Consider the following 23,098-nt stretch of genomic DNA (forward strand, 5'->3'; position numbering starts at 1 on the left):
AATTTCTTGATAACAGTCTTTTTCCATAACGGACTCCTTATGTTAGGGTTCCATTATCCCCTACCATAAGAAAATGAGGATGTCTACAAATATTAACAATTACTACAACACCTTTGATTTACACCCTCCAGAAATCCTTGTAGCTCTCTGATTCAAGCGGGTTTGTCCTGAGATTTTTCATGTGGAAACTGCCCCGGGGAAAGCCTGGATATTTGCTGAACAAAAAGTCATAAATCGGTTGATACATTTGCCACGGGCCACCGGAAACATAGTGGAAGGCCGTGTCTTTTCCAAAGGTGTTATACATGTGGGCCATACAGGGGGCGGCAACAAAGTGACGAAAAAAAGTATTTTTTAATACCATACTTTCACCATCGGGAATCTGGGTGATTTTGACGGTGTCATCTATGTCGGAAATCACGGACAGACCTTTAGGCGGAATAATGGTTACATATCCAACGCCCATGTGATTTTTAGATACGGCCTGGAACCGAAGCAGCTGTCCCGTATTCTGTGATGAAATCAGCCGATCAACGATGTCCTGGCTGAGTCTTATATCACCCTCAATCAAGCCGTTGTGGTCTGTTTTAGATGGTTTGGTTTTACTGGTTATCTGATATTTTTTTTGTCCGGATCATTGTCGAATTTAAATATAACAACTTCATTGGATTCACTGTCCGCAATAAAATCCTTTATCCGTGACATAAACAGGTCTTTTTCCAATTGGTTCAGTTCAGCCATGCCTGTCTTTTCTTCCATGGCTTCCATGGCTAGTTTGGCGGATATACGTCTCACCATGCCAGCCTTTTCATGTACCCAGGCGTGCATGGGGACGATCCAGGTTTTTTTCCTTGTATCCGTACGTATGGTAAAAAGTGACCTGTTTTTTTGCATGAATTTGATCCATTTGAGTGTCACTGGTGCCGGCGCGTGATTCGCTGACCCAGGCAACTACCCAAAAAAACAGGAGAAAAAATGCCCCTGCCGTTACTGCGATCCTTCTGTGATTCATTAAATTTTTTCCTTTTGGTTCATCGGGTAATTCCCCTTATATAAACGATTGATATCTGGTAAAAACAGAATATGACTCCATTATTCAATAATATTGCAAGTTGATTTTATCACAAGGTTGGATCCGTTGAAAATGAATGAATAAGCGTGTTCATATAATATCAAAATCAATGGTTCTTCCGGTTCATTTTCAGGAAAAAGAAAGCCTGATTGGTCATCCCGATAACGGCTAAAATAATGAATGCAATCTTGCCGTCTGCATTGTCCAGTCCCATTGAATCCAACCAGGATAACCGCAAGTTTTTGGTAAACAGGGGCCACTATGGCACCGACCAAACCTATTCCCAGCGGAACCGCCCATACGATCCAGGCAGACCCGGGAACCCTGGCCTCCGCAGTGATATACTCTGGCAGTTTCATTTTTTTCTCCTTTTATGATGGATCTAATGTCCGGGTTAACTGCGGCACAGCCGCCGAGATTACATTACCGATGCGACGTCATTTTATCCGGCTGGTTCGCTTTGTGCCGGTTTTGCCTTCATCGATTCTGCATACCATAAATCATTGTGCTGTTCGGCCCACTGAGCGCTCACTTTGCCGCTCCACATGCTTTCAAAGGTGCCCTCTGCACCGATGCTCCCCAGGTAAATGTGTCCCAGAGATCCTGTCATAAAAATAACGGCAATGACGGCATGAATGATGTGGACGACCTGGAACATCCCGCGCGATAGTCCGAACTCGGGAAAATCCATAAGCAATCCGGTGGTGCCAACAATCAGACCGGCTAGAACCGTGAACCAGAACCAGGCTTTGGATCCGCCGTTGATTCTTCCGGCATGGGGCCGCGGTCCTTTGCCGATCATACCGCCCAGAGATTTAAACCAATCGAAATCGATTTTTTCAGGAATATTGGGTTTGAACCAGGCAAGGATTTCAATCAGCAGCCCTGCCACAAAAAATGGACCGCCATAGTTGTGAATTTTAATGGCCATGCCCAGGTATCCTGAAAACCCATGGTGACCGAGAACAGGGATGAGAACGGCCCGACCGAAGAGCATGCTCAACCCGGTCAGGGCCATGAGGATAAACAACAGTGCCGTATACCAGTGAAGGAGACGATGGGGCAATGACCAGCGATTAAGCGTTTCACCTGAGGGCGCGTCTTTCAGTTTGTCAGGGCCATGAACAAAGAAAAAAAACAGGATGACAAAAAACACCCCGCCCAGAAGCCAGGGTGAGATCCGGGCCAGAAAGAGGTTACGGACACGCCGCCAGTTTTCTCCCCCGCTCTGGATCAATACGGTGCGTTCCCTGCCTTGAACGGTTGTAACGCCGGCCTGTCCTTCTCGAACTGTCCGCCAGAAGCTGGCGCGGGGATTGGTTGTCTTGATTTGTGGTGTATCCGAAGCAAACACCCCTTCATGAAGTATCCATCCTGAAATCATAAGGGTGGCCATGGCGATCATAAGCATCAAAAGTATTGCCCTGGGCCGCCAATCCTCTGATACTTTAAAACTTCCTTTAATTGCTGGTGCTGTCATTTTTATTCTTCCTCCCACAGGTGAAATTTAAGATTTGAAATTGTAAGCCTTTTGCCAGCCCCAGGTATCCGGCCTGCTGTCGCGCTTCATCACCCGTTCCCGGTAAATGCCGGATATCAACTCTCCGTCACCGGCCAGCAGGGCTTTGGTGGCACACATTTCAGCGCACAGCGGCAATTTTCCTTCGGCAATGCGGTTACGCCCATATTGTTCAAATTCAGCCTGGGAATTGTCTTGTGGCGGTCCTCCTGCACAGAAAGTGCATTTATCCATCTTGCCGCGCATCCCGAATGCCGATTCCTGGGGATATTGGGGGGCACCAAAGGGACAGGCATAAAAGCAGTATCCGCAACCAATACAAAGATCTTTGTCGTGGAGTACAATGCCGTCATCCGTGGTGTAAAAACAGTCCACCGGACAGACTGCGGCACAAGGGGCATCGGTGCAGTGCATGCAGGCCACTGAAATGGATTTTTCTCCTGCTTCACCGTCATTAAAGGTTACCACCCGGCGCCGGTTGATTCCCCAGGGAACATCATGCTCGCTGTTGCATGCGGTGACACAGCCATTACATTCAATGCATCGTTCCACATCACATAAAAATTTCATTCTTGCCATATCTGTTACTCCTTTCAGGCCCGCTGGATGCGGCATAAAGTGGCTTTGGTCTCCTGCATCTGGGTGACCGGGTCATATCCGTATGTGGTGGCGGTGTTGCAGGCTTCACCCCGGACGTAAGGTGCGGTTCCTTCGGGATATCGGTCCACAAGATCCTTGCCCTGGAACCAGCCGCCGAAATGAAACGGTGTCCAGGTCACGCCGGGCATCACGCGCCGGGTCACCATGGCCCGCACTTTGATGCGCCCGCCTTCCGGGCCCTCCAGCCACACCCAGTCTTTGTCCTTGATTCCGGCTGTGTTGGCATCCTTGGGGTTGATCTCGGCAAACATGTCCGGCTGCAGCTTGGCCAGCCATCGGTTGGAGCGCGTTTCTTCGCCCCCACCCTCGTATTCCACCAGGCGGCCACTGATGAATACGATCGGAAACTCCCTGGAATAATCCGTGGCCTGGATCGACTGGTAACGGTTGGGCAGCCGCCATAAGGATTTGCGGTCAGCATAGGTGGGATAGCGTGAAACCAGGTCGTAACGCGGCGTATACAACGGTTCCCGGTGCAGGGGTACCGGGTCGGGAAAGGTCCAGACCACGCAACGGGCCTTGGCGTTTCCGAAAGGGGCGCAGCCATGTTCAATGGCCACCCGCTGGATACCACCCGAAAGATCGGTCTTCCAGTTTTTCCCTTCAGCTTCTATTTTCTCATCTGCCGTCAGATCGTCCCACCAGCCCAGCTGCTTGAGCATGTCGGCACTGAACTCCGGGTATCCGTCCTTTATATCCGATCCCCTGCTGTATGAATTGTCTGCCAGAAGGCTGACCCCGTCGCGTTCCACACCGAAGCGGGCACGGAACGTCAGCCCGCCTTGTGCCACGGGCAGGCTGGGGTCGTACAACAGGGGTGTTCCCGGATGCTTCATTTCCGGCGGTCCCCAGCACGGCCAGGGCAGACCATAATACTCCCCGTCCAAAGGTCCGCCTTCAGCCTTTAAAGTGGTGGTGTTGAAGGTGCCCCGGTGTTGGGTATGCAATTTGATCCTTTCCGGGCTTTGCCCGGTGTAGCCGATGGTCCAGGTGCCCCGGTTGACCTCCCGGAGCACGTCCTCGATCAGCGGTTCTTCCCCGTTGATCTTAATATGTTTGAACATCTGGTCGGCAAATCCGAATTTTTTGGCCAGTTTATACAGGATGACATGATCCGGCAGGGATTCAAACAGCGGCTCGATAACCTTTTCCCGCCATTGAATGGAGCGATTGGAGGCGGTCACAGATCCATAGGTTTCAAACTGGGTGCTGGTGGGCAAAAGATAGGTGTCATTTTTACGGTCACTCATCACTGCCATGTGTGTTGGATACGGATCTGAAATAACCACAAGCTCAAGCTTTTCCAGTGCCTGTTTCATCTCCGGACCCCGGGTCTGGCTGTTGCAGGCATGTCCCTGAAAGAAAACCGCACGGAAATTATCTTTTTGGGACAGATTGGTTTTGTTCTCCAGAACCCCATCAATCCAACGGGATACCGGAATGCCGGGTATGTTCATGGTGTAGGCGGGTTTGCCGTCACCGGAATCGTACTGCTGGCTCAGGTCAAATCTCGATTTAAGCCATTCATACGCCACATCCCACACCCGGGCCCAGTGTTTCCAGGCACCTTCTGTAAGCCCGTAATATCCCGGCAGGGTGTGGCTGTTGGGACCGATGTCCGTGGCCCCCTGGACATTATCATGGCCACGGAAGATATTGGCACCGCCCCCGGACACCCCGATATTGCCCAGGGCCAGTTGAAAAATGCAATAGGCCCGTGTGTTGTTGTTTCCGGTATGGTGCTGGGTGCCACCCATACACCAGACAATGGTTCCGGGACGATTGTCAGCCATGGTCTTGGCCACCTGGAACACCTGTTCTTCAGGCACCCCGGTAACATCGGTAACCACATCCGGTGACCATTTTTCTATTTCCGGGCGAACCTCATCCATCCCGTATACCCGCTGGCGGATGTATTCTTTGTCCTCCCAACCGTTTTTAAATATGTGCCAGAGAAGCCCCCAGATAAAGGCCACATCTGTTCCGGGCCGGAGCCGGACGTATTGATCCGCATGGGCAGCGGTCCGGGTAAAGCGCGGATCAACAACAATCATGACGGCTCCGTTTTCCTTACCTCTCAGAACATGCTGCATGGCAACCGGATGGGCCTCGGCTGCATTACTGCCGATAAAGAGCATGGCTTTACTATTGTGCATGTCGTTATAGGAGTTGGTCATGGCCCCATAGCCCCAGGTGTTGGCCACGCCGGCCACAGTTGTGGAATGACAGATACGGGCCTGATGATCGCAGTTGTTGGTCCCCCAGAATGCGGCAAATTTCCGCTGCAAATAGGCGCCTTCATTACTTGCCTTGGAAGACCCGCACCAGAAGACAGCGTCTGGTCCTGATGTGTCGCGAATCTTCAGCAGCTTGTCCCCGATTTCGCTGATGGCCTGGTCCCAGGACATCCGTTTCCATTTTCCATCAACAAGTTTCATCGGATATTTCACCCGCCGATCTCCCAAACCGTGGTCACGGACGGAAGCCCCCTTGGCACAGTGGGATCCGAGATTAAAGGGCGAGTCAAAATCCGGCTCCTGGCCGATCCAGACACCATTTTGGACTTCAGCCAGCACCCCGCAGCCCACTGAGCAGTGGGTGCAGATCGTGTGGCGGATTTCAATATCGGTTTGGCCAGTGAATTTTTCTTTTTCCCGGGCACTTGCCTTCTGCATGTAAGAAAAAGGCAGCATGCCGGCTACCGCTGCTCCGCCAAGGCTTAAACCGCTGCGGCGCAGAAAAGTCCGCCGGTCCATGTTGCCCGCACCGCGTCCTTTTGAAACCCCTGTCTTTCGGTTTGCTCGATTTTTTTTACCCATGGCAATTTCTCCTTTAAAAATGTTCAGTGGCAGCAATTCTATCTAAGACGCCAATTTTTTATAATACTGACGAATGTGGGGTGTTTCCCGGTAGCCCTGGGAAGGGTAAGGATCAGGTCTTCCTTCTGATTTTTTTTTCAGTCCAGGGCCAGCAGCCCTGGCAACGCCCGCCAGCAGGGGGGCTGCCCCGCCCATCAGCAATACGTTTCTGATAAAACTGCGACGGCTGTTTTGCCCGGTTTTCCGGTTCATGATCCGTTCCTCCTAAAATGGGTTTAAATAGGCATTTTCTATGGCTAAAAAAGTGTGTCCCAGCCTGCCGACAGCCCGGTAAAATTGAATTGTCGAAGCCTGTTGCATGTCCGTGAAAAAACGATCCATCCAGCTCTTGAGATGGTCGCTGAAAAAGGCCTTCTGGGTTTCCAATCCGATTCCTTCCGGATCGCTGCAAAGGATGGCCATGGTTTCACACAATGCGGCTGCATGGTCTTCGGTTTCAGGCATGTCAGAACGGCGTTGAATTCCCAGGACCGCCAAATCGTTTCGAAGTCGGGCAAGGGGCTGGTTCATCATCGACCCGGTTTGATACCAGGAGCCGTAGGGAACCAGTTGTCCGCGGCCCAGACCGATAAACAACCGGTGATACTCATCATTCAGCCGGGCAACATTGGTTTGTTCCCCGGCTTTTTTCATCCCCTGCCAGGCCTGGGCCATTTCAGTATCCAGCACGGGTTGATCTTCAATTTTTCCCAAAAGCCCCAGGAGCTCCGAACACGGAGGACCGGCCAGCAATGCTGCCAGCAGACTGTAAACATGGGCGCGCAACATATCGTCAACCATTACCGGTCTGCTCCAGTTTCAAAGAAATTTTTTGCACGACAGTCCCCGCACATGCAAAGGCGCTTTTTTTCCGCGTCATCCTGATACATCCAATGCCCGGAAAGTTTTTCAACGATTTTGTCCACCATGGCCTTGGTGGCAAAGGGCCTGCCGCAGACCACACAGCAGAAGGGTTCTGTTTCATGTAAAATTCGCAGGGAACTGCGTGCCCTAATTTCAAAGACCATCCGGGGCGACAGGCGTATGGCATTTTCCGGGCAGGCGCTGCTGCATAAGCCGCACTGTAAGCACTGCCCTTCAAGAAATCGAATTTGCGGTATCTCGCCGCCGTCACAGAGGGCTTTGGCAGGGCATACCGCCACACAGGCCATGCAAAGCGTGCAGGTATTCGGGTCGATAATAATTTCGCCAAAAGGGGCGCCTTTGGCCAGGGCCGTCAAGGATCGATCGCCGGGAGCCTGTTCGTAAAGATAATCGATGGATTGAAATATCAAGGTGCGTTTGGTGTCACCCGGTGCAAAGCGTGCGGGTCGGGTGGGATGTACTGGCGCTAAAGAGACGAGGTCAGTGAACGGCGCTTCCGGATGACGATGATCTGTCCGGATCATTTGAAGGCGTTCTTTCTCCAGTTGCAGTCCTTCAAGAATTTTCGTTGCATAAGACATCTGGGTTTGAAGAATGTCAAAAGCAGCAGGCAGTATGTCGTCTCCCAAAAGGACAACAACATGGGACGCGCCATACGCCAGGGCGGCCAACCAGAACTCCATCCCAATCGCTGCGATGGAATTGACGGGAAAACAAAGTGTCCCCTCAGGGACAGTTTGAAGCCTTGCAGAATCAAGATTCGCGTCATAAAAAATTACAGCAGGATTTGAATCAGGATTGTCGGCCAGTGACAAGCGGACAGCTGTCAACAAATCGATATCCTTGTGCATCAAGGGGGTTAGGGCATCTGTCGGGCAAACCGCGGCACACAACCCTTTTTGGTGGCAGATCTTTGGATCGATTTGGATGACAGAACCAGCGGAGCTGATCGCTCCCGCCGGACAGACGTCCAGGCATCGGGTGCATCCGGTTAAACCCCTGGCCCCATGGGCGCAGAGGTCAGGTTGGAGAAAAAGATCACCCACCTTTTCCATGTCTTGGATGGGTTCCGTAATTTTGGGGTGTGAAATATGGCCTGATTTCGAGTCAGGCGTTCCGGCACTTTTCTCGATGGCCTCTGACTGACGGTTCGCAAGGGGGTCTCTGTCTATACGGGAGCCGGTCTTCTGCTCGGCCAGACGCGCCAGATGATAGTGCATGTCAGATGTCAGGATATTGCCAAGGTCCTGAAATGATTGAAAGTCCTCATCGTAGTCATCCAACCCGTCTCGTCGGTTGAATTTCGGCAAATGAAAAAATTTGCGCAAGGCAGATCTTCTCAGATTTTCGCTGATATTCGGGGACATAAATCCCTTCATGTCGCTGTCTTCAGCCAGGCTGTCGATGGGCGACACCGGCGTGGGGGGAATTGTATCTATATCATGGCAGCGGGCATCCGCGAGGGGATCGTCTGATTGAGGCTGATCCCGCTCCGGTTGATCCGCCTTTGAAGGCTTCAGATGGAGATCTTGATCTTGCCTGTCGGTCTTCACAGGGGATTTGAAATTTTCAGAGGTCTGTGTCAACTGGAAACCTCATAAAGGATTGGTATAAAAACCGTGATTCAATTAATTTTTATCATTCATGTGATTCATTTTCAATCATTATTTAATTTAGCGTTGCCGCCGGGAGCTCAATTGCTCCTGTTTGAACTTTCCAAATTTCAATGGGTGTCATGTCAAATTTTTGTTATCCCGGGTGTTTTGGGTAATAATCTAAATGGTGAACTGATTATCAGCCAGTCCCAGAAGCAAGTTTGTCCAGATCGGTTGCAGTCCTGAGCTTTTACTCAACAACCGTTGATATGAGAATTTTATCCATCAGCTCTTGCTGAATAACGGAAGCCATGATTAGATGAAATGCACAGAACTGGTTTTCGTGGTTGAGGATGTCTGTTTAAATGAAGTTTCAATCGGCGCCATGCGTTTGCTTGAAAAAGAAAAAATGGATGCCGCAGACCTTTCAAAACTCATGAAAAAAATATGGAATAATATTTTTTGCCGCTCTTATCTTTAAATTTTTTCAATAACAGGAAGTGTTATAAAACCCATTTTAAAATTTAGACCTCAACAGGGGGCATCTGAAAAAGGAGATTGCAATGCATAGAAAATACAGGGTGAAGACACGGGACTTAACCAGACGATGCGACGATGATCCGTTCCATTTCAAGACCACGGATGAACTGGAACCGATGGATGGCATCATCGGTCAGCGGCGGGCAATTGAAGCCATTGATTTTGGCCTGAAAATGAAAAGCTCCGGCTATCATATCTTTATTACAGGTCCAGAAGGAACCGGCAAGTCCACCATTACCAGAAATTTAATTTCGGCCCATGCCAAGCAGCGGGAGACGCCTTCTGACCTCTGTCTGGTCAATAATTTTGATGATGAATACTGCCCCAGGACCATGGAACTGCCCACAGGATCTGCCGTGTTCTTTTCACGGCGGATGGCCCAGTTTGTTGAAACGTTGAAGGTCAAGTTTCCCAACGCCCTGGACGACAAATCCTTTCAGGAAAAACAAAACAAGATCAAAAAAGAGTATGCAGAAAAGCACCAGTCAATTCTTGCTCAGATTGAAGCCGAAGCTGCAAAACTGGACATCGGCATAGTACAAACGGAAAAGGGATACCAGCCCGTGCCGATGAAAAAAGGTCATCCGGTTTCTCCCGAGGATTTTCAGGGGTATGCCGCGGCCCGGAAAAAAACCATTGAAACCGATTTGGCACAGGTGCAGCAGCAGATGAACGACGCGTTTAAAAAGGTCCGCACCCAGGCCAAGGAAATGCAGGGAAAACTTGAGGATATGGCAGCGATAATGGCCGATGACCTTTTTTCGGAAGAAATAGATGTGCAATTTGCTGATTTCAAAAATTGGCCCCAGGCCCATCAATTTCTTGATGATACAAAAAAAGACATGGTTGAAAATATCGCCCTGCTGTTAAGGGCCGCTTTACCCGGGGAGAAGCAGGTTGGAGAAACAGCCGATGTGGCCGGTTTCCTGAAAAAAAGATACCAGGTCAATGTGCTGGTGGACCAACGGGGAGAAAAAGGGGCGCCAGTAATTTTTGAATACAACCCCACATTTCAAAATCTTTTCGGCAAAATAGAAAAAATCCCGACCCAAGGTTCTGGGGCAACGGATTTCACAATGGTGCAGGCCGGTTCCCTTTTGCGGGCAAACAAAGGATACCTGATCCTGGAGATTGAACCGCTTTTGAGGAATCAGCTGATTTGGGAAACCCTGAAAAACACTTTGCAGAACCGGAAATTGTATATCCAGGATGCGCCGGATCAAGCTGGAATCTTTATCGCATCCTTAAAGCCCAAACCCATTCCTCTAGATGTAAAGGTCATACTGCTGGGCGGTTATGAAACCTTTCGGAGGCTTCAGGGCGCAGACCTGAAATTCAACAAGATTTTCAAGGTACGGGCTGATTTTGATCATGAAGTCGAACAGAACCCTGAAAACCTGCTTAATTACGCACGGCTCATTGCAAGGGCCTGCAAAACGGAAAATTTACTGCCGTTTACCCCTTGCGGCGTGACTGCCGTCGTCGAATACGGCAACCGCATCGCAGGGGACCAAAAAAAATTGTCCCTGAAGTTCGGCCAGGTACTGGATGTTTTAAAAGAAGCTGACTACTGGGCCGGCAGTGAAAAGGCAACAGCGGTTGACAACAAGCATGTGGTACGGGCGCTAAGCGAGTACCGCTTCCGCCATAATCTTTACGAGGAAAAGGTTCAGGAGCAGTATGACGACCAATCTATACTCCTTGACGTAACAGGAGATGTGGTGGGCCAGGTCAATGCACTAGCGGTATACCAGATCGGCGAGATCGCATTTGGCAGGCCGTCCAGGATCACGGCAGAATCCTATATGGGCAAACCCGGCATTGTCAACGTGGAACATGAAGTCAAGCTTTCTGGCCAAACCCATGACAAAGGGGTGATGATCATAGCCGGTTACCTGGGCAGAGTGTTTGCCCAGAATTATCCCCTGAGCGTCTCCGTGAGTATCACTTTTGAGCAGAGCTACAGTGGCATCGACGGTGACAGTGCATCCTCTACCGAATTATATGCGGTGTTGTCCAGCCTTTCCGGCTATCCCATCCGCCAGGGAATCGCCGTCACCGGTTCTGTAAACCAGAAGGGTGAAATCCAGGCTATCGGCGGAGTGAATGAAAAGATAGAAGGTTTTTTTGATGTGTGTGCCAAAAAAGGACTGACAGGAGAACAGGGTGTGATGATCCCGTCATCTAACGTCAAGAACCTTTTGCTGAGAAAGGACGTGGTCGAGTGTATTGACCGCGGCATGTTCCATATTTACAAGGTGACTGGGATCGAGCAGGGGATCGAAATTCTGACCGGTGCTTCGGTCGGCACACCTGACGAAAACAACTATTTTCCCGAAAACAGCCTGTTTGGAGCGATACAAACCAAGCTTAAAAAATTCCACGAACGGTCGGTCCGCTACAGCAAGTAAAATAGATTCCAAAAGTTTCAAAATGCACCCAGTCGGGATCGGGCACAATGTTGTGCCCGATCCCGTTTTGATCTGCCATGCAAATGCTTCATGCGGTTTGTGGGCAATTAAAAGGCCAGTTGTGCCAAAGGGGGATAAAAATTCCAATTGTTCCAGATGGTGGAATGTGGTAGGGTTCACAATGATCAACTATGAAAGAGACGATAATGACAGCGACTATCTATTCCTTTGAAACAGGCGTGTACCGTCCCCCAAGTGAAGGGGGAAGCGCCTCCCTGCTTGTACGGTTCTCCCGGAACTGCCCGTGGAATCGCTGTACTTTTTGCGCCATGTACAAGACCAAGAAATTTGAACCAAGACCTTTGCATGAAATCAAGGCCGATATCAATGCCATGGCTGCCTTGGCCAATGATCTGAAATCCGAATCCTTCCGTCTGAACCACGGTGGCAGGATTACCCGGGAAGCCATCCTTTCCTTGCTTGAGCGTGCACCCGGCCTGGAATATCATCAGGGCATGGACATGCTCATTCAATGGCTGGCCGCAGGCGGGAAAACCGCCTTTATTCAGGACGGAAATTCAATGATCATGAAACCGCAGGACCTGATCGAGGCCCTGATTCATTTGAAAAACACCTTTCCCTCCATTTGCCGGATCACAACCTATGCCCGGGTGCGGACGATTGCCCAGCGTTCCCTGGAAAACCTCAAGGCCATCAGGGCCGCTGGTCTGGACCGGGTCCACCTTGGCCTGGAAACCGGGGATAGCAACCTGCTCAAACAAATAAAAAAGGGAGTCGATGCACAGGACCAGATCCAGGGAGGGCAAAAAGCCATGGCAGCCGGATTCCAAGTGTCTGAATACTGGATGCCCGGCCTTGGAGGCAAAAAAATGTCGAACCAGCATGCCGATGGCACAGCCCGGGTTCTTAACGCCGTCAATCCCCACTACATCCGGTCCAGACCCTTCAGGCTCATCCCCGGCACCCCGATCCAGAATCAGGTTCAGAAGGGGGAAATTGTCCTGTCAACATCAAGGGAAATGCTTCTGGAACTCAAGCGGATGATATCAGCTCTGGAGGTCACCTCAAAGGTCTGTTTTGACCACATGGGCAACCATTGGCGCACCCCAAAGGGAGATCTGGTGTTTACCCATGACTATGAGGGGTATCAATTCCCGGATGAAAAGCAAACGGTCCTGGAACGAATTGACATGGGGCTGTCTTGATTTTCAATTTCATATAAAAAAATTACGCATCCTATTTGATTAAATTGCTGACCACATCGTTGAGTTGCGGATAATAAAGTTTCTTTTTAGCAGCCTGGCTGATCATGTTCTCCCACTGGCGAAATGAATCCACGTTCTTAAGTGTGTGATCAGCATTTTTAGGGTCGCCTTTTTGAGCAATTTTTCGGATTCCCTCAAGAGCCTGGTCGTCAGCGGGAAAGTACATTGGTATCACGCCGATATCCTTTGGCATCGCATCGAATATCATCCTGGAACGTCTTTCACGCTGGCAGTCTTCTAAAAATTTTTCCAGGCTGAAAAAGTTGAGGCTGCCTAAAGCACCCATGGCGTGTCGTACAATATGCACCCCGTATTTGCGCATCGTGTTGCGGCTCAATTCTGAATCCAAAAGCGCCTGGAAAGTTACTTCGGGTAGACTTGTGCTACCGCCGGTCTGGGCTGAAGGGAAACCTGTAATCCACATGTTGACCCTCGCCAAAGCTGCGTTGATGAAGGTTTGGTGGGGAGAACTGTAAGAAATATGGCCGCCTGCCTCGATAACACTGGGAATGCCACAGTGAATGCAAGAGATACCCGGGTTGACTGTCTGGGCGATGATCATCATGAAAATCACCTGGGCATGGATCTGTGTCAGGAGAGACTCCGGGCTGCCGGGAGCAGAGATGCCGGCAATGCTTTGGTCGATCAGTAAAAGGTTGTTGCCTATGCCGGCACTGCGCAAAAAAGGATCAACCATGTTATTCATAGGCGCTAAGGCGGTCATCAGGCTAGTGCCGTCGACCCAGTAATCTTTGTCTTTGAAAAATGTCACCTCGTCATCGCTCATTGTATGGGTTGTTATCATCTTGAGCCCTTGATAATTTTTCTCCATCAGTTGGGCGATCTCGAAGAGAGAAGTGCTCTTGCTGCAGGCAACCGGCAGACTAAAAATTCCCACAATATCTTGTTGTTCGCTCACCGTGAGAACTATGTTTTCATATTCCTCACGGCTAGCCGGACGCAGATCTTCGTCGTTAGTCCGTTTTAGAAAAGGGGAAGTTGCACCCGTGCCAAAAGTGTTCATGCCCGGGTCTCCAGACATTTCACGGGGTACTTTCTCCAGGCAGTGATTGATATAATCCCGTTTCAAGGGGAGTAACAGAGCTGTTTCGTTGTCGAAATCTATGGCATCGGCTTCAATAAGAAGATCCATAAGGGTTTGGTTCGCAATGATATTTACACCGATTTCCGTAAGTACCCGTTTTGCGTTTTCGTCAATGCGCTGGTAAATAGCCTTCTCTGCGATCAGATCGTCGATGTCCGCCATCCGACATCGAACTTTTTTCAGAAGCGTTTCATCGGTGACATGACTGAAAATGTCCTCATAAATCACCTTGGCCTTGCCGAATTGCGCCTCCTTTTCCAAGGTAATTCCCTTGTCAAAAGTCTCTTGTGCCATTGTCGATACCCACTGCTCTAAGTTTGATTTTGACATAGGTATTTGACTACCTCCCGGTTCAGGGGGAATTGACCAGGCCATTCTGCAGTGCCTGGCCGTACATCCAATAGTTCCTCGCGCGGTACGACGACCTTCAGACTGAAGGGCGTTCGCACCTCAACGGCTTCTTCAGTGGCCCCATCATGGGAGTCGTCCAGCCTTAAGGCGGCGGTGCCCGAATGGACTATCATCTTGCGGTTGGCAAGCCGCTCTTCCCGGCGGCCGACAAACCCTCATAGCCGGTGCAACTAACGGGTGCAAATCCTGCTTGACCCCATTTTGTATATTTTGTTATTGCCACTGGGGATCTTCTCCTGCCCGGTAGGCCCGCTTGGCCTCCTGGGCATCCAGGCTGAACTGGGCGCGTTCCTGCAGCTTAAAATAGTTTGAAAGAACCTGGTCGTAATCCATATCAAATGCCTGGTTGACCATGAGTTTGCTCATGCGGTTGCCGGTGGAACAGGCCGCCAGGTATTTTTTGGCCTCCCGGTCCAGATGGACAAAAAATTTTTCTTTTGGGACGAGGTGATCCACAAGCCCGATTCTCAAAGCTTCTTCGCCCTGAATATTCTGCCCGCCCAAAATCATTTTTTTGGCTCGTCCCCAGCCAACATAACGCGGCAGGCGCCACGTGCTAAGGCCCGGAATCAAAGATTCCTTGATGGCTGGCAGACCGATCCAGCAGTCAGTTGTGCAGACCCGGATATCGGCTGCAAGAGAGAGCTGAAGTGCGCCGCCCAGACAATAGCCGTGCATGCCTACGATCACCAGTTTTTCCATGGTTTCAAACAGGCGCAGTGCTGCTTCAAACTGGCGGTGATAGGCCATTTCAATCTGATCGTCTGCCAGTTCAGACAGATCAATACCCGTGCAGAATGCCCGGCCTTCACCCCGGATGATAATGACCCTGACATCCGGGTCTTCCCGCAATGCCCGGGCAATGGTCAACAATTGACTGGTGCCGGCGGTGTTCACGGCATTGAGTTTGTGTTCCCGGGTAAAGGTAATCCAGGCCAGCTTTCCTTTTTTTTCAAGACGCATAAATTCATGCTGCTGCAATTGTTCCATGGTGTTTTTCTCCTTATCTGAACCAACCGGTAATCCGGAAGGAATGATCCTTTTTACCTTGAGATAAGCCGCTCCTCCTTTGGTGTCGGACGGAAGCCCTCAAGGTGGTTGATGCCCCTGTATGTCATAAAATATCTCCCTTCTTTTATCCACTTATGGTTGGAATTTTGGCGTTTATACCATTTCAACGGATGAAACCGACTATGGATTAATGTTGGCAAGGGCAGCTTCAAAGGCGTTTACACCTGGTTTCCCATCCACTGTGATGACATTTTCAAGCCAGCCGCGGTAGGTGTCCGGGTGCTGTTTAAGCCATGCCAGGCCGGCCTGCTTGGGGGATACCCCTTTTTGAGTGTGGAGAGTCGTCATAATCTGGTTGACCATGGAAACAGGGAAGGTGTAGTTTTTCAGGAATACCGCCACATTGGGCATGTCCTTTTCAAATCCTTTCCGGGTGTTGGTCCAGACCGTGGCAGTGCCGTTATCTCCGCCAAAGGTGTCTGAAGTACTGCCGGTCAGGTAGGACATGTCGATACGCTCGTTCATGCTGTGGGGGGCCCAGCCCAGGAATACAATGGGCTTGTTGCGTTTGCTATAGGACAAGACCTGCGCCAGCATTGCCATTTCGCTGGAGGCAACCAGCTTGAATCTGCCAAGGCCGAACATGTCTTTATCGATCATGTCCTGAATGATCATGTTGCCGTCGTTGCCGGCTTCAATCCCATAAATTTTCCACTCCAGTTCATCCCCGAATGTCACGATATCCTTGAAATCCTTCAGGCCCATTTCCAGACAATAACTGGGCACGGCCAGGGTATACTTGGCACCGGGCATGTTCTTGGCATATTGGATAACAGACCCTTCTTTGAAATACTTGTCTGCAATATTGGCCATGGACGGCATCCAGTTGCCCAGGAAGAAATCCACATCCCCTTTGGACAATGCCATATAGGTGATGGGGACAGACATGGTGAGGTTTTTCGCCTCATACCCCAGGCTGTTGAGTATGGCCACGGCCAGTTCTGTTTTAATGGTGACGCCGGTCCAGCCGACATTGCCGATTCTGATTTTAGGGGCATTGCCGCCAAGGGCCTGGCCTGCAGTCAAACAAATTGCCATGGCCAGAATGAGAATGATTCGCCTTGTTCTGTGTAACATAAAATCTCCTTGTGTTCAGATTTATAAAAGGCCCGGGAGTTTTCCCGCCCGGGCCGGTGCTTCTGCTATTGTTGGTTCCTGTCGTGCCTATGGTACGGCACCGCTTCCGGGGCCAAGGGGGTGTTTCCCAGAATTAAGTCTGCTGCCTTTTCAGCAATCATCATCACCGGCGAGTAAATATTGCCGTTGGTGATATAGGGCATCACAGATGCATCCACAGCATACAGCCCCTCTGTACCGTGTACCTTCATGGTCTTTGGGTCTACCACAGCGGTTTTATCTGTTCCCATTTTGCAGGTGCATGAGGGGTGAAGGGCGGTTTCCCCGTCCTTTGCCACCCAGTCAATGATCTCCTGGTCGGTTTCAACAGCCGGGCCCGGGGAGATTTCTCCTTTGTTGAACGCATTAAAGGCGGGTTGGTTCATGATATCCCGGGCCAGACGGATGGCTTCCACCCACTCTCGTTTGTCCTGGTCTGTTGACAGGTAGTTAAAGAGGAGGGCCGGATGCTGGAAGGGATCCCGGGACTTGATCTTTACCTGGCCCCTGGCATCGGAGTACATGGGGCCGATGTGGACCTGGTACCCGTGCTCGGTATTGGGGGAAGATCCGTCATAGCGGACAGCCAGAGGCAGAAAGTGGAACTGGATGTTAGGATAGGCCACATCTGGGTTGCTCCGGACAAATCCGCCGGCCTCAAAGTGGTTGGTGGCTGCGGCCCCGGTTTTATGGAAAAGCCACTGGTATCCGATATAGGGTTTGTTGTACCATTTTAAGGCCGGGGCCATGGATACCGGTTGTTTGCATCCGTATTGGACATAGACCTCCAGGTGGTCCTGTAAATTTTGCCCCACCCCTGGCAGGTCATGGACCACGGGGATGTCTAATGCTGACAGGAGGTCGGCATCCCCCACCCCGGACAGCTGCATCAGTTGGGGGGTGTTGACGGCACCGCCGCAGCAGATGATGTGCTTGCCGTGTACGGTGCGGCTGTCTTTTTTTCCCCGGGCATAGGTAACGCCAATGGCCCGGCTGCCGTCAAAATGTATTTGGGTGGCCAGGGCCTTCATGATCAGGGTCAGGTTTTTGCGGTGCTTGACCGGGTGGTAATAGGCCCTTGCCGCACTCCAGCGTTTTCCATTTTTTATGTTTCGGTCAAAAGGAGCAAATCCCTCCTGCTGAAACCCGTTTACATCATCAGTCCGGGGATAGCCTGCTTCCTGTGTCGCTTTAAAAAATGCCTGGAACAGCGGGTTGGTGCAGGGACCGATTTCAAGATTCAGCGGCCCCTGTTTTCCGTGGTATTGATCCGGGGGGGCGATTCTGTTTTCGGCCTTTTTAAAGTAGGGAAGACAGTGGGCATAGTCCCAATGCTCCATTCCCTTGTCCTTTGACCATTTCTCATAATCCAGGGGGTTGCCCCGGATATAAATCATGCCGTTGATGCTGCTGGAGCCCCCAAGCACCTTTCCCCTTCCGTGGAAAATTCGCCGGTTTTTCATATGAGGTTCAGGTTCGGATTCATAACACCAGTCGTACCATTTATTGCCCAGAGGGACCGTAAGACCCGCAGGCATGTGAATAAACAAATCCCATATATAGTCGGGACGTCCGGCGTCCAGCATTAAAACCTTATTGTCTTTATCCGCACTCAGGCGGTTGGCCAGGGCACATCCGGCTGAGCCGCCGCCCACGATAATATAGTCATACTGCTTCATCGGTTCTGCACTCCTTATTGATAGTGTGGTTCAATGGCCGGTTACCGGCCATGGCATTAAATCTGTTTCAGATCAAGGCAAGGGTAGTGTCTAAAGGCCTGTCAGGCTCAGATGATCTGATTTCTCAACCAGGGTCTCTCCAAACCTCTCTTTGAGACATTGTTCCAGAAGAATGTACCAGTGACCGTAGAGCCTGTTGGCTTTCTGCAGATCCCGATCCCGGACCGCCTCTGCCGTGCTCTTCCAGTTTCGGGCAGTTTCAAGCCGGACCTCAGGGGTCTGGTAGATCACGAACTCGTAGGATCTGAACGCCAGCTGGACAGATCGCATCATCCACTCGAAAAACGGGTTGTCAGCCATTTCCACCATGAGCAGGTTCAACGCCTTGTCAACGGCTGATATCTGCTGAAAATCCGGGTCCTTTACATTGCAAAGGTCAAGCAGCTGGTCTGCCAGCTGTGTCATGCGGCGGACCTGGGCCTTGGAGGCATTGGTCACGGCCGGTATCAGAATGGCCTGGTCCATGGCATATTGAAACTCCAGTAGTTTGTCCAGGGGCATTTCCTGTTGCTTGATCATCACGGCCAGATTGTCAACAGCCTCATTGATGTCAAGTTCCCGGACATAGTATCCGCCCTTGGCCCCTTTTTTGGCCTCAAGCATTCCTTTTTGCCTTAGGGTCCTTAAGGCTTCCCGCACAGAACCTCTGCTGGTTTTGAATGCTTCCTGAAGCTCCCTCTCACTGGGCAGTCTGTCTCCTGACGTATAGGTCCTGTCCGATATGGCCGCCTCGATTTGCAGGCCGATGGCTTCGGGTTTATTGGCACTGGTCACGGGATGAAATATGGGATGGTTGAGTTTTGCCATTAATGTCCTACCATTTATCGATATTCCTTTGGATTGGATTGCAGATTTATTGGTTTTCGTTTCTGTAAAATATGATATAAAAGACTTAAAATGTTCACTGTATTTGTTTATTGCGTCAATATTGTCCTGGTTTTTGTTTGTCCGAATTTGATACAATTGGTTTAGTTTGGTACTACCATTAAGAATATATACAGTTCTTAACCACTGAAGTCAAGGGGTTTTCACTGAGGTTTTATGGGAATGGGGGATGAATGGTCTGGGAGGAACAGGGTAGGGTGGTGTATACAGGACCCATGCCGGGGGTATGGTCAGGCCGGCCCCGGCATGGGCCCCGAGGGGTTAAAAAGGTGAATCCAAAGGTCCCATGCCCATATAAATTGATTTTACCTGGGTATAGTGCCGGATGGTTTCCCGTCCGTTTTCCCTGCCGATGCCGGATTGCTTATAGCCGCCCACGGGCATCTGGGCAGGTGAATTGCCATAGGCATTGATCCAGCAGATGCCTGCTTCAAGCTGGTGGATGACCCGGTGGGCCCGCTGGATATCCGTTGTAAACACCCCGGCAGCAAGTCCGAAGTGGGTGGCGTTTGCCCTTTGGATCACCTCGGCTTCCCTGTCAAAATCCAGGACAGCCATGACCGGACCGAAGACCTCTTCTTTGACAAGGGTCATCTCGTCGGTGCAGTGGGTGAACACGGTGGGGGGAAGGAAAAAGCCTTCCTGGTTCTGATTTGGCAGGTCAGGCATGGTGTGGCCGCATAATTGTGTTGCCCCTTCTGCCTTGGCCGTCTGAATGTAGGACAACACCTTTTCCCTGTGTTCACTTGATATCAGGGCGCCGAAGTTGGTATCTGGATCCATGGGGTCGCCCATTTTGATATTTGCCCTGATCCGGTCCAGAAGTGTCTTTAGAAACTGTTCTTGAATTGAGGTGTGGACAAAAACCCGGGTGCAGTTGGTACAGACTTCACCCTGGGTGTAAAAATTGCCCAGCATGGCCGCGCTGACAGCATTGTCCAAATCAGCGTCCTCAAAAATAATGAGCGCAGATTTTCCACCCAGTTCCATGGTGACATCTTTGAGGGTTGAAGCGGCACTGGTCATGACCTTTTTGCCGGTGCCGACCTCCCCGGTGAATGAGATTTTTTCAATGCCGGGGCAGGCGGTGAGCCACTGGCCCACTGCGGCTGCACCCTGGACCACGTTGAAAACCCCGTCGGGCACGCCTGCTTGGGTGAATATCTCGGCAAGCTTTAATGCCCCCAATGGTGTTTCCTCCGAAGGCTTGAAAATCATGCTGTTGCCGCAGGCCAGGGCCGGACCCGCCTTCCAGCATGCGATCTGCAGCGGATAGTTCCAGGCCCCGATACCGGCGCATATGCCCAAGGGTTCCCGGCGGGTATAATAAAAGTCCTGACCCAGATCCTGCTGGCTGCCGGAGATGCCCGGTGCAGCCCAGGCAAAGAATTCGATCACGTCAGCCCCTGTGACCACATCCACAGCAACAGCTTCCTGGAATGGTTTTCCCGTGTCCATCACCTCGATTTGGGCCAGCTCATGGTTTTTTTTCCTCAAAAGGGACACCGCCGCCATGAGAATCCGGCTGCGCGTAACCGCATCCATGGCCGACCAAACCTTGAATCCTGCCGCAGCACTTTCCCGGGCAGCGTTCAGAACGGTTTTGTCTGCAATTTCTACCTCGTAGATCTGTTTTCCCGTGGCCGGGTTGACCACAGCAAAGTATTCTTTTGTATGGTTGTCTAAATATGTTCCGTTCACGAAATTTTTGTAGCGTTGCATATTTTGTTAATTCCTCAATGGATTATCCTTGAGCATGACTATACTATCTTTACCGGTGGTTGTCAAAATACAGGGTATCTCTACCCATGGCGGATCAGGTGGAGCGCAGCGAGATTCCCGTCCAATTGGATGGCATGGTTAGCTGTGGGAAGGGACTTGTTTTCCTGCACAAGGGATTCGATTTAAAGCCGCACCTGAAATCAAAACAGATTTGTAATTCGCTACAATCGTTAGTAATCAGCCAATGTCTCCTGAATACCTTTATGGATCTCGTACCAGAAATTTAATGCTGCTTCTCGTTTATTGGTTTCAAAAGCATCAATCCACTTATCGAGTTCCTGATCTTCTATTTTATCGATCTCTTTTTTTCTCTTTAAAAATGTATATATAAAATCGAAATTTCTCTCACTCTCCCAGAAAACAGATGAGTTTCTGCTGTTAATTCTTGCTGCAGCTCTTGAAATTTTATCCAGGTAAAGTTCCTGCATCCCGGGTCCAAGAAGAGATTCCATTACTTCGGGAATCATCTCCTCAGCCCATTGACGGTGAAACCTGCACATCCCCATGTTGTCTAGTATGAGTTCTTTCTTTAATCGGATTCCGTCTTTGCGGCCCAGTTCCCTTGGCGATACAAACTCATCTGCGTAATGCATAAAATATTTACCCATAATAGCCATGGGTGAGAGTACGCCGGGTGTCCAGTACTGGTTCGGGATCATCCAGCCTGTGCGGGCAAAACCAATGCATACAAGCTTATCAAGAATCAACCTGTCCTTTTCCTTAGCCAGTTTACGGGAGAGCTTTCTTACTCCGGCTATAATATTAAGGATGCCCTTTTTCTCAATAATTGAATCAAGTATTTCCATTCCGATTTTGGCATTGTGCATGGAATCGTTGACTAAATCAAAATCTTCTATATCCCATTTAGGAATATTGTTTGAAATTCCCAGTTCTTCGGGTGTAAGCAGGCCGTCAACAAGACATTCCATAAGCCATGCAATTACCCCTCCCGCAGCGATGCCGTCAAATCCGTACGTGTCAGCATGGTGGTTCAGCATCTCGGCAGCTCTCTGATCAAAAATTCCTGAGAGCGGACCCATTGCCTGATAGGGCTCATAATCTTTTTTAAATTCATTATTCATTTTTTTACATACAGCAACGCAGGGTTCGCCGCAGGTAGCCTGTTTTTTGGGTATGATCGTCTCTTCATTGAATTGTTTAAGATAATGATTTTTAACAAATCTTTCATGAATTTTAAGGCGTTGCTCCTCTGTCATGTAAATGCTTTTATAATTGAATGACAGCATTTTGCCACCGAGAGTCGCGTAATTTACGCCGAATGTACCCCCTGTATTGAAGTTCGGTTCAAACCTGTATTTTACAGTTGCTTCAATATTTTTTGCAGCAAGTTTTTTATTATACTTATCAACAAACCACTGGTCGGCGACCTTTCTGTCCCTGAAGTCATCATCGATAAACGTACCACCGTATATTATCGCGGCAATTCCATGTTCCTGCATCATTTTTGAACCAAAACCGCCCCGTCCGGCCCATGTGTCAACAGAGGAGATCTTCCCTTTTCTTATCGGCATTGAAGCGACGGATCCATGTCCTGTAGCAAGAGCCGCCGGGCCTGTAACAAGAATTCTCGGGTCATTATAGTATTCCCTGGCGTACATTTGATAAACATGATCTGTCAATGAGTAGACACCCATTCTTCCCGATTTCCATACATTGTGAATATCAACAGGTTCAATCTTCAGCTGGATCTCCTCACCATGAATCCTGTTTAGATAAAGAACAGATGGTGTTGGCGTGCGCCCTGTTATTGTAAGCATATCTATACCAAGATTATTGAATATAAGACCTGCTCCCCCCATTGTAGAGATATAAAAATTGCTCCAGCCTGGAGAGTATCCTGTGAAAATCAGTCTGTTGGATCCGGGGAAAATTGATCCTGCCAGCAGACCTGTTCCGATATTAAGACTGTCATATTTTTTTGCAAGGTGAAGTCCAAGATCTACAGGGCCGAAATAGTCACCTACTTTGTATCTGTTGATTTTGTAAAAACCTGTACTTGAATCAACAATCAGAGTTTTAAGGTAAATATTCATATTTGTTTCCTCTCTAAAATTTTCTTAATCCATTATTTTAACTCGGCGCTAACATGAAAATATCCAGTGAACTCCGGTGCATTTTTAAGGAACGGCTTTAATCTTTTAA

At 49.9% G+C, this 23,098-nt stretch carries 20 protein-coding genes; 3 read left to right on the forward strand and 17 right to left on the reverse strand.

Annotated features, from left to right (window positions below; genetic code table 11):
- Positions 1-118: 118 nt before the first annotated feature.
- From Q1Q15_RS22605 to Q1Q15_RS22650, 10 genes are all read right to left on the reverse strand, one after another.
- Positions 119-571 (reverse strand): phosphatase domain-containing protein, encoded by a 453-nt coding sequence (locus tag Q1Q15_RS22605; protein WP_300464914.1) that lies wholly within the window; start codon positions 569-571, stop codon positions 119-121.
- Between the two features lie 38 nt (positions 572-609).
- Positions 610-828 (reverse strand): hypothetical protein, encoded by a 219-nt coding sequence (locus Q1Q15_RS22610; protein WP_300464915.1) that lies wholly within the window; start codon positions 826-828, stop codon positions 610-612.
- Positions 809-1,012 (reverse strand): hypothetical protein, encoded by a 204-nt coding sequence (locus tag Q1Q15_RS22615; protein WP_300464916.1) that lies wholly within the window; start codon positions 1,010-1,012, stop codon positions 809-811. The genes Q1Q15_RS22610 and Q1Q15_RS22615 overlap by 20 nt, the downstream gene beginning before the upstream one ends.
- 80 nt (positions 1,013-1,092) lie before the next feature.
- Complete coding sequence (locus Q1Q15_RS22620; RefSeq protein ID WP_300464917.1) at positions 1,093-1,431, reverse strand: hypothetical protein; 339 nt, start codon at positions 1,429-1,431, stop codon at positions 1,093-1,095.
- Between the two features lie 83 nt (positions 1,432-1,514).
- Entirely contained in the window at positions 1,515-2,552 is a 1,038-nt protein-coding gene (locus Q1Q15_RS22625; RefSeq protein ID WP_300464918.1) for a formate dehydrogenase subunit gamma, read from the reverse strand.
- Positions 2,553-2,579: 27 nt separating this feature from the next.
- On the reverse strand, positions 2,580-3,170 hold the full coding sequence (gene fdh3B / locus Q1Q15_RS22630) for a formate dehydrogenase FDH3 subunit beta (protein ID WP_300464919.1): 591 nt from the start codon (positions 3,168-3,170) through the stop codon (positions 2,580-2,582).
- Between the two features lie 14 nt (positions 3,171-3,184).
- Positions 3,185-6,070, reverse strand: a complete 2,886-nt coding sequence (locus Q1Q15_RS22635) for a formate dehydrogenase subunit alpha (RefSeq protein WP_300464920.1) — start codon at positions 6,068-6,070, stop codon at positions 3,185-3,187.
- A gap of 42 nt (positions 6,071-6,112) precedes the next feature.
- On the reverse strand, positions 6,113-6,322 hold the full coding sequence (locus tag Q1Q15_RS22640) for a hypothetical protein (protein ID WP_300464921.1): 210 nt from the start codon (positions 6,320-6,322) through the stop codon (positions 6,113-6,115).
- 12 nt (positions 6,323-6,334) lie between these two features.
- Complete coding sequence (locus Q1Q15_RS22645; RefSeq protein ID WP_300464922.1) at positions 6,335-6,910, reverse strand: molecular chaperone TorD family protein; 576 nt, start codon at positions 6,908-6,910, stop codon at positions 6,335-6,337.
- Positions 6,910-8,580 carry a DUF3306 domain-containing protein gene (locus Q1Q15_RS22650; protein WP_300464923.1) on the reverse strand — a complete coding sequence of 557 codons (1,671 nt, stop codon included), beginning with the start codon at positions 8,578-8,580 and terminating at the stop codon, positions 6,910-6,912. The genes Q1Q15_RS22645 and Q1Q15_RS22650 overlap by 1 nt, the downstream gene beginning before the upstream one ends.
- Positions 8,581-8,908: 328 nt before the next feature.
- On the opposite strand from Q1Q15_RS22650, the gene Q1Q15_RS22655 reads away from it, so the two are divergent.
- The 3 genes from Q1Q15_RS22655 to Q1Q15_RS22665 all read left to right on the forward strand — a co-directional run bounded on the left by Q1Q15_RS22655 (position 8,909) and on the right by Q1Q15_RS22665 (position 12,766).
- Positions 8,909-9,070, forward strand: a complete 162-nt coding sequence (locus Q1Q15_RS22655; protein WP_300464924.1) for a hypothetical protein — start codon at positions 8,909-8,911, stop codon at positions 9,068-9,070.
- Positions 9,071-9,152: 82 nt separating this feature from the next.
- On the forward strand, positions 9,153-11,540 hold the full coding sequence (locus Q1Q15_RS22660) for an ATP-binding protein (protein WP_300464925.1): 2,388 nt from the start codon (positions 9,153-9,155) through the stop codon (positions 11,538-11,540).
- Between the two features lie 206 nt (positions 11,541-11,746).
- Positions 11,747-12,766, forward strand: a complete 1,020-nt coding sequence (locus Q1Q15_RS22665) for a radical SAM protein (protein ID WP_300464926.1) — start codon at positions 11,747-11,749, stop codon at positions 12,764-12,766.
- Between the two features lie 31 nt (positions 12,767-12,797).
- Here the strand turns inward: Q1Q15_RS22665 and Q1Q15_RS22670 are convergent, their stop codons facing one another.
- The 7 genes from Q1Q15_RS22670 to Q1Q15_RS22700 all read right to left on the reverse strand — a co-directional run bounded on the left by Q1Q15_RS22670 (position 12,798) and on the right by Q1Q15_RS22700 (position 22,989).
- Entirely contained in the window at positions 12,798-14,225 is a 1,428-nt protein-coding gene (locus Q1Q15_RS22670) for a trimethylamine methyltransferase family protein (RefSeq protein WP_300464927.1), read from the reverse strand.
- A gap of 330 nt (positions 14,226-14,555) precedes the next feature.
- Positions 14,556-15,332, reverse strand: coding sequence for an enoyl-CoA hydratase/isomerase family protein (locus tag Q1Q15_RS22675; RefSeq protein ID WP_300464928.1), 777 nt, complete (start codon positions 15,330-15,332; stop codon positions 14,556-14,558).
- A 201-nt stretch (positions 15,333-15,533) separates the two neighbouring features.
- Entirely contained in the window at positions 15,534-16,490 is a 957-nt protein-coding gene (locus tag Q1Q15_RS22680; protein ID WP_300464929.1) for an ABC transporter substrate-binding protein, read from the reverse strand.
- Positions 16,491-16,555: 65 nt separating this feature from the next.
- On the reverse strand, positions 16,556-18,208 hold the full coding sequence (gene betA, locus Q1Q15_RS22685; protein WP_300464930.1) for a choline dehydrogenase: 1,653 nt from the start codon (positions 18,206-18,208) through the stop codon (positions 16,556-16,558).
- Between the two features lie 90 nt (positions 18,209-18,298).
- The gene (locus Q1Q15_RS22690) at positions 18,299-19,075 is read right to left on the reverse strand and encodes a GntR family transcriptional regulator (protein ID WP_300464931.1); all 777 of its coding nucleotides are present in this window, start codon (positions 19,073-19,075) and stop codon (positions 18,299-18,301) included.
- Positions 19,076-19,414: 339 nt separating this feature from the next.
- The gene (betB, locus tag Q1Q15_RS22695; RefSeq protein ID WP_300464932.1) at positions 19,415-20,875 is read right to left on the reverse strand and encodes a betaine-aldehyde dehydrogenase; all 1,461 of its coding nucleotides are present in this window, start codon (positions 20,873-20,875) and stop codon (positions 19,415-19,417) included.
- A gap of 230 nt (positions 20,876-21,105) precedes the next feature.
- Positions 21,106-22,989: an aldehyde ferredoxin oxidoreductase C-terminal domain-containing protein gene (locus Q1Q15_RS22700; RefSeq protein WP_300464933.1), complete on the reverse strand. Its 1,884-nt coding sequence runs from the start codon at positions 22,987-22,989 to the stop codon at positions 21,106-21,108.
- Positions 22,990-23,098 lie beyond the last annotated feature (109 nt).

Origin of the sequence: Desulfobacula sp., assembly GCF_030145145.1 — a bacterium.
In the GTDB taxonomy this organism is placed as follows: Bacteria; Desulfobacterota; Desulfobacteria; order Desulfobacterales; family Desulfobacteraceae; genus Desulfobacula.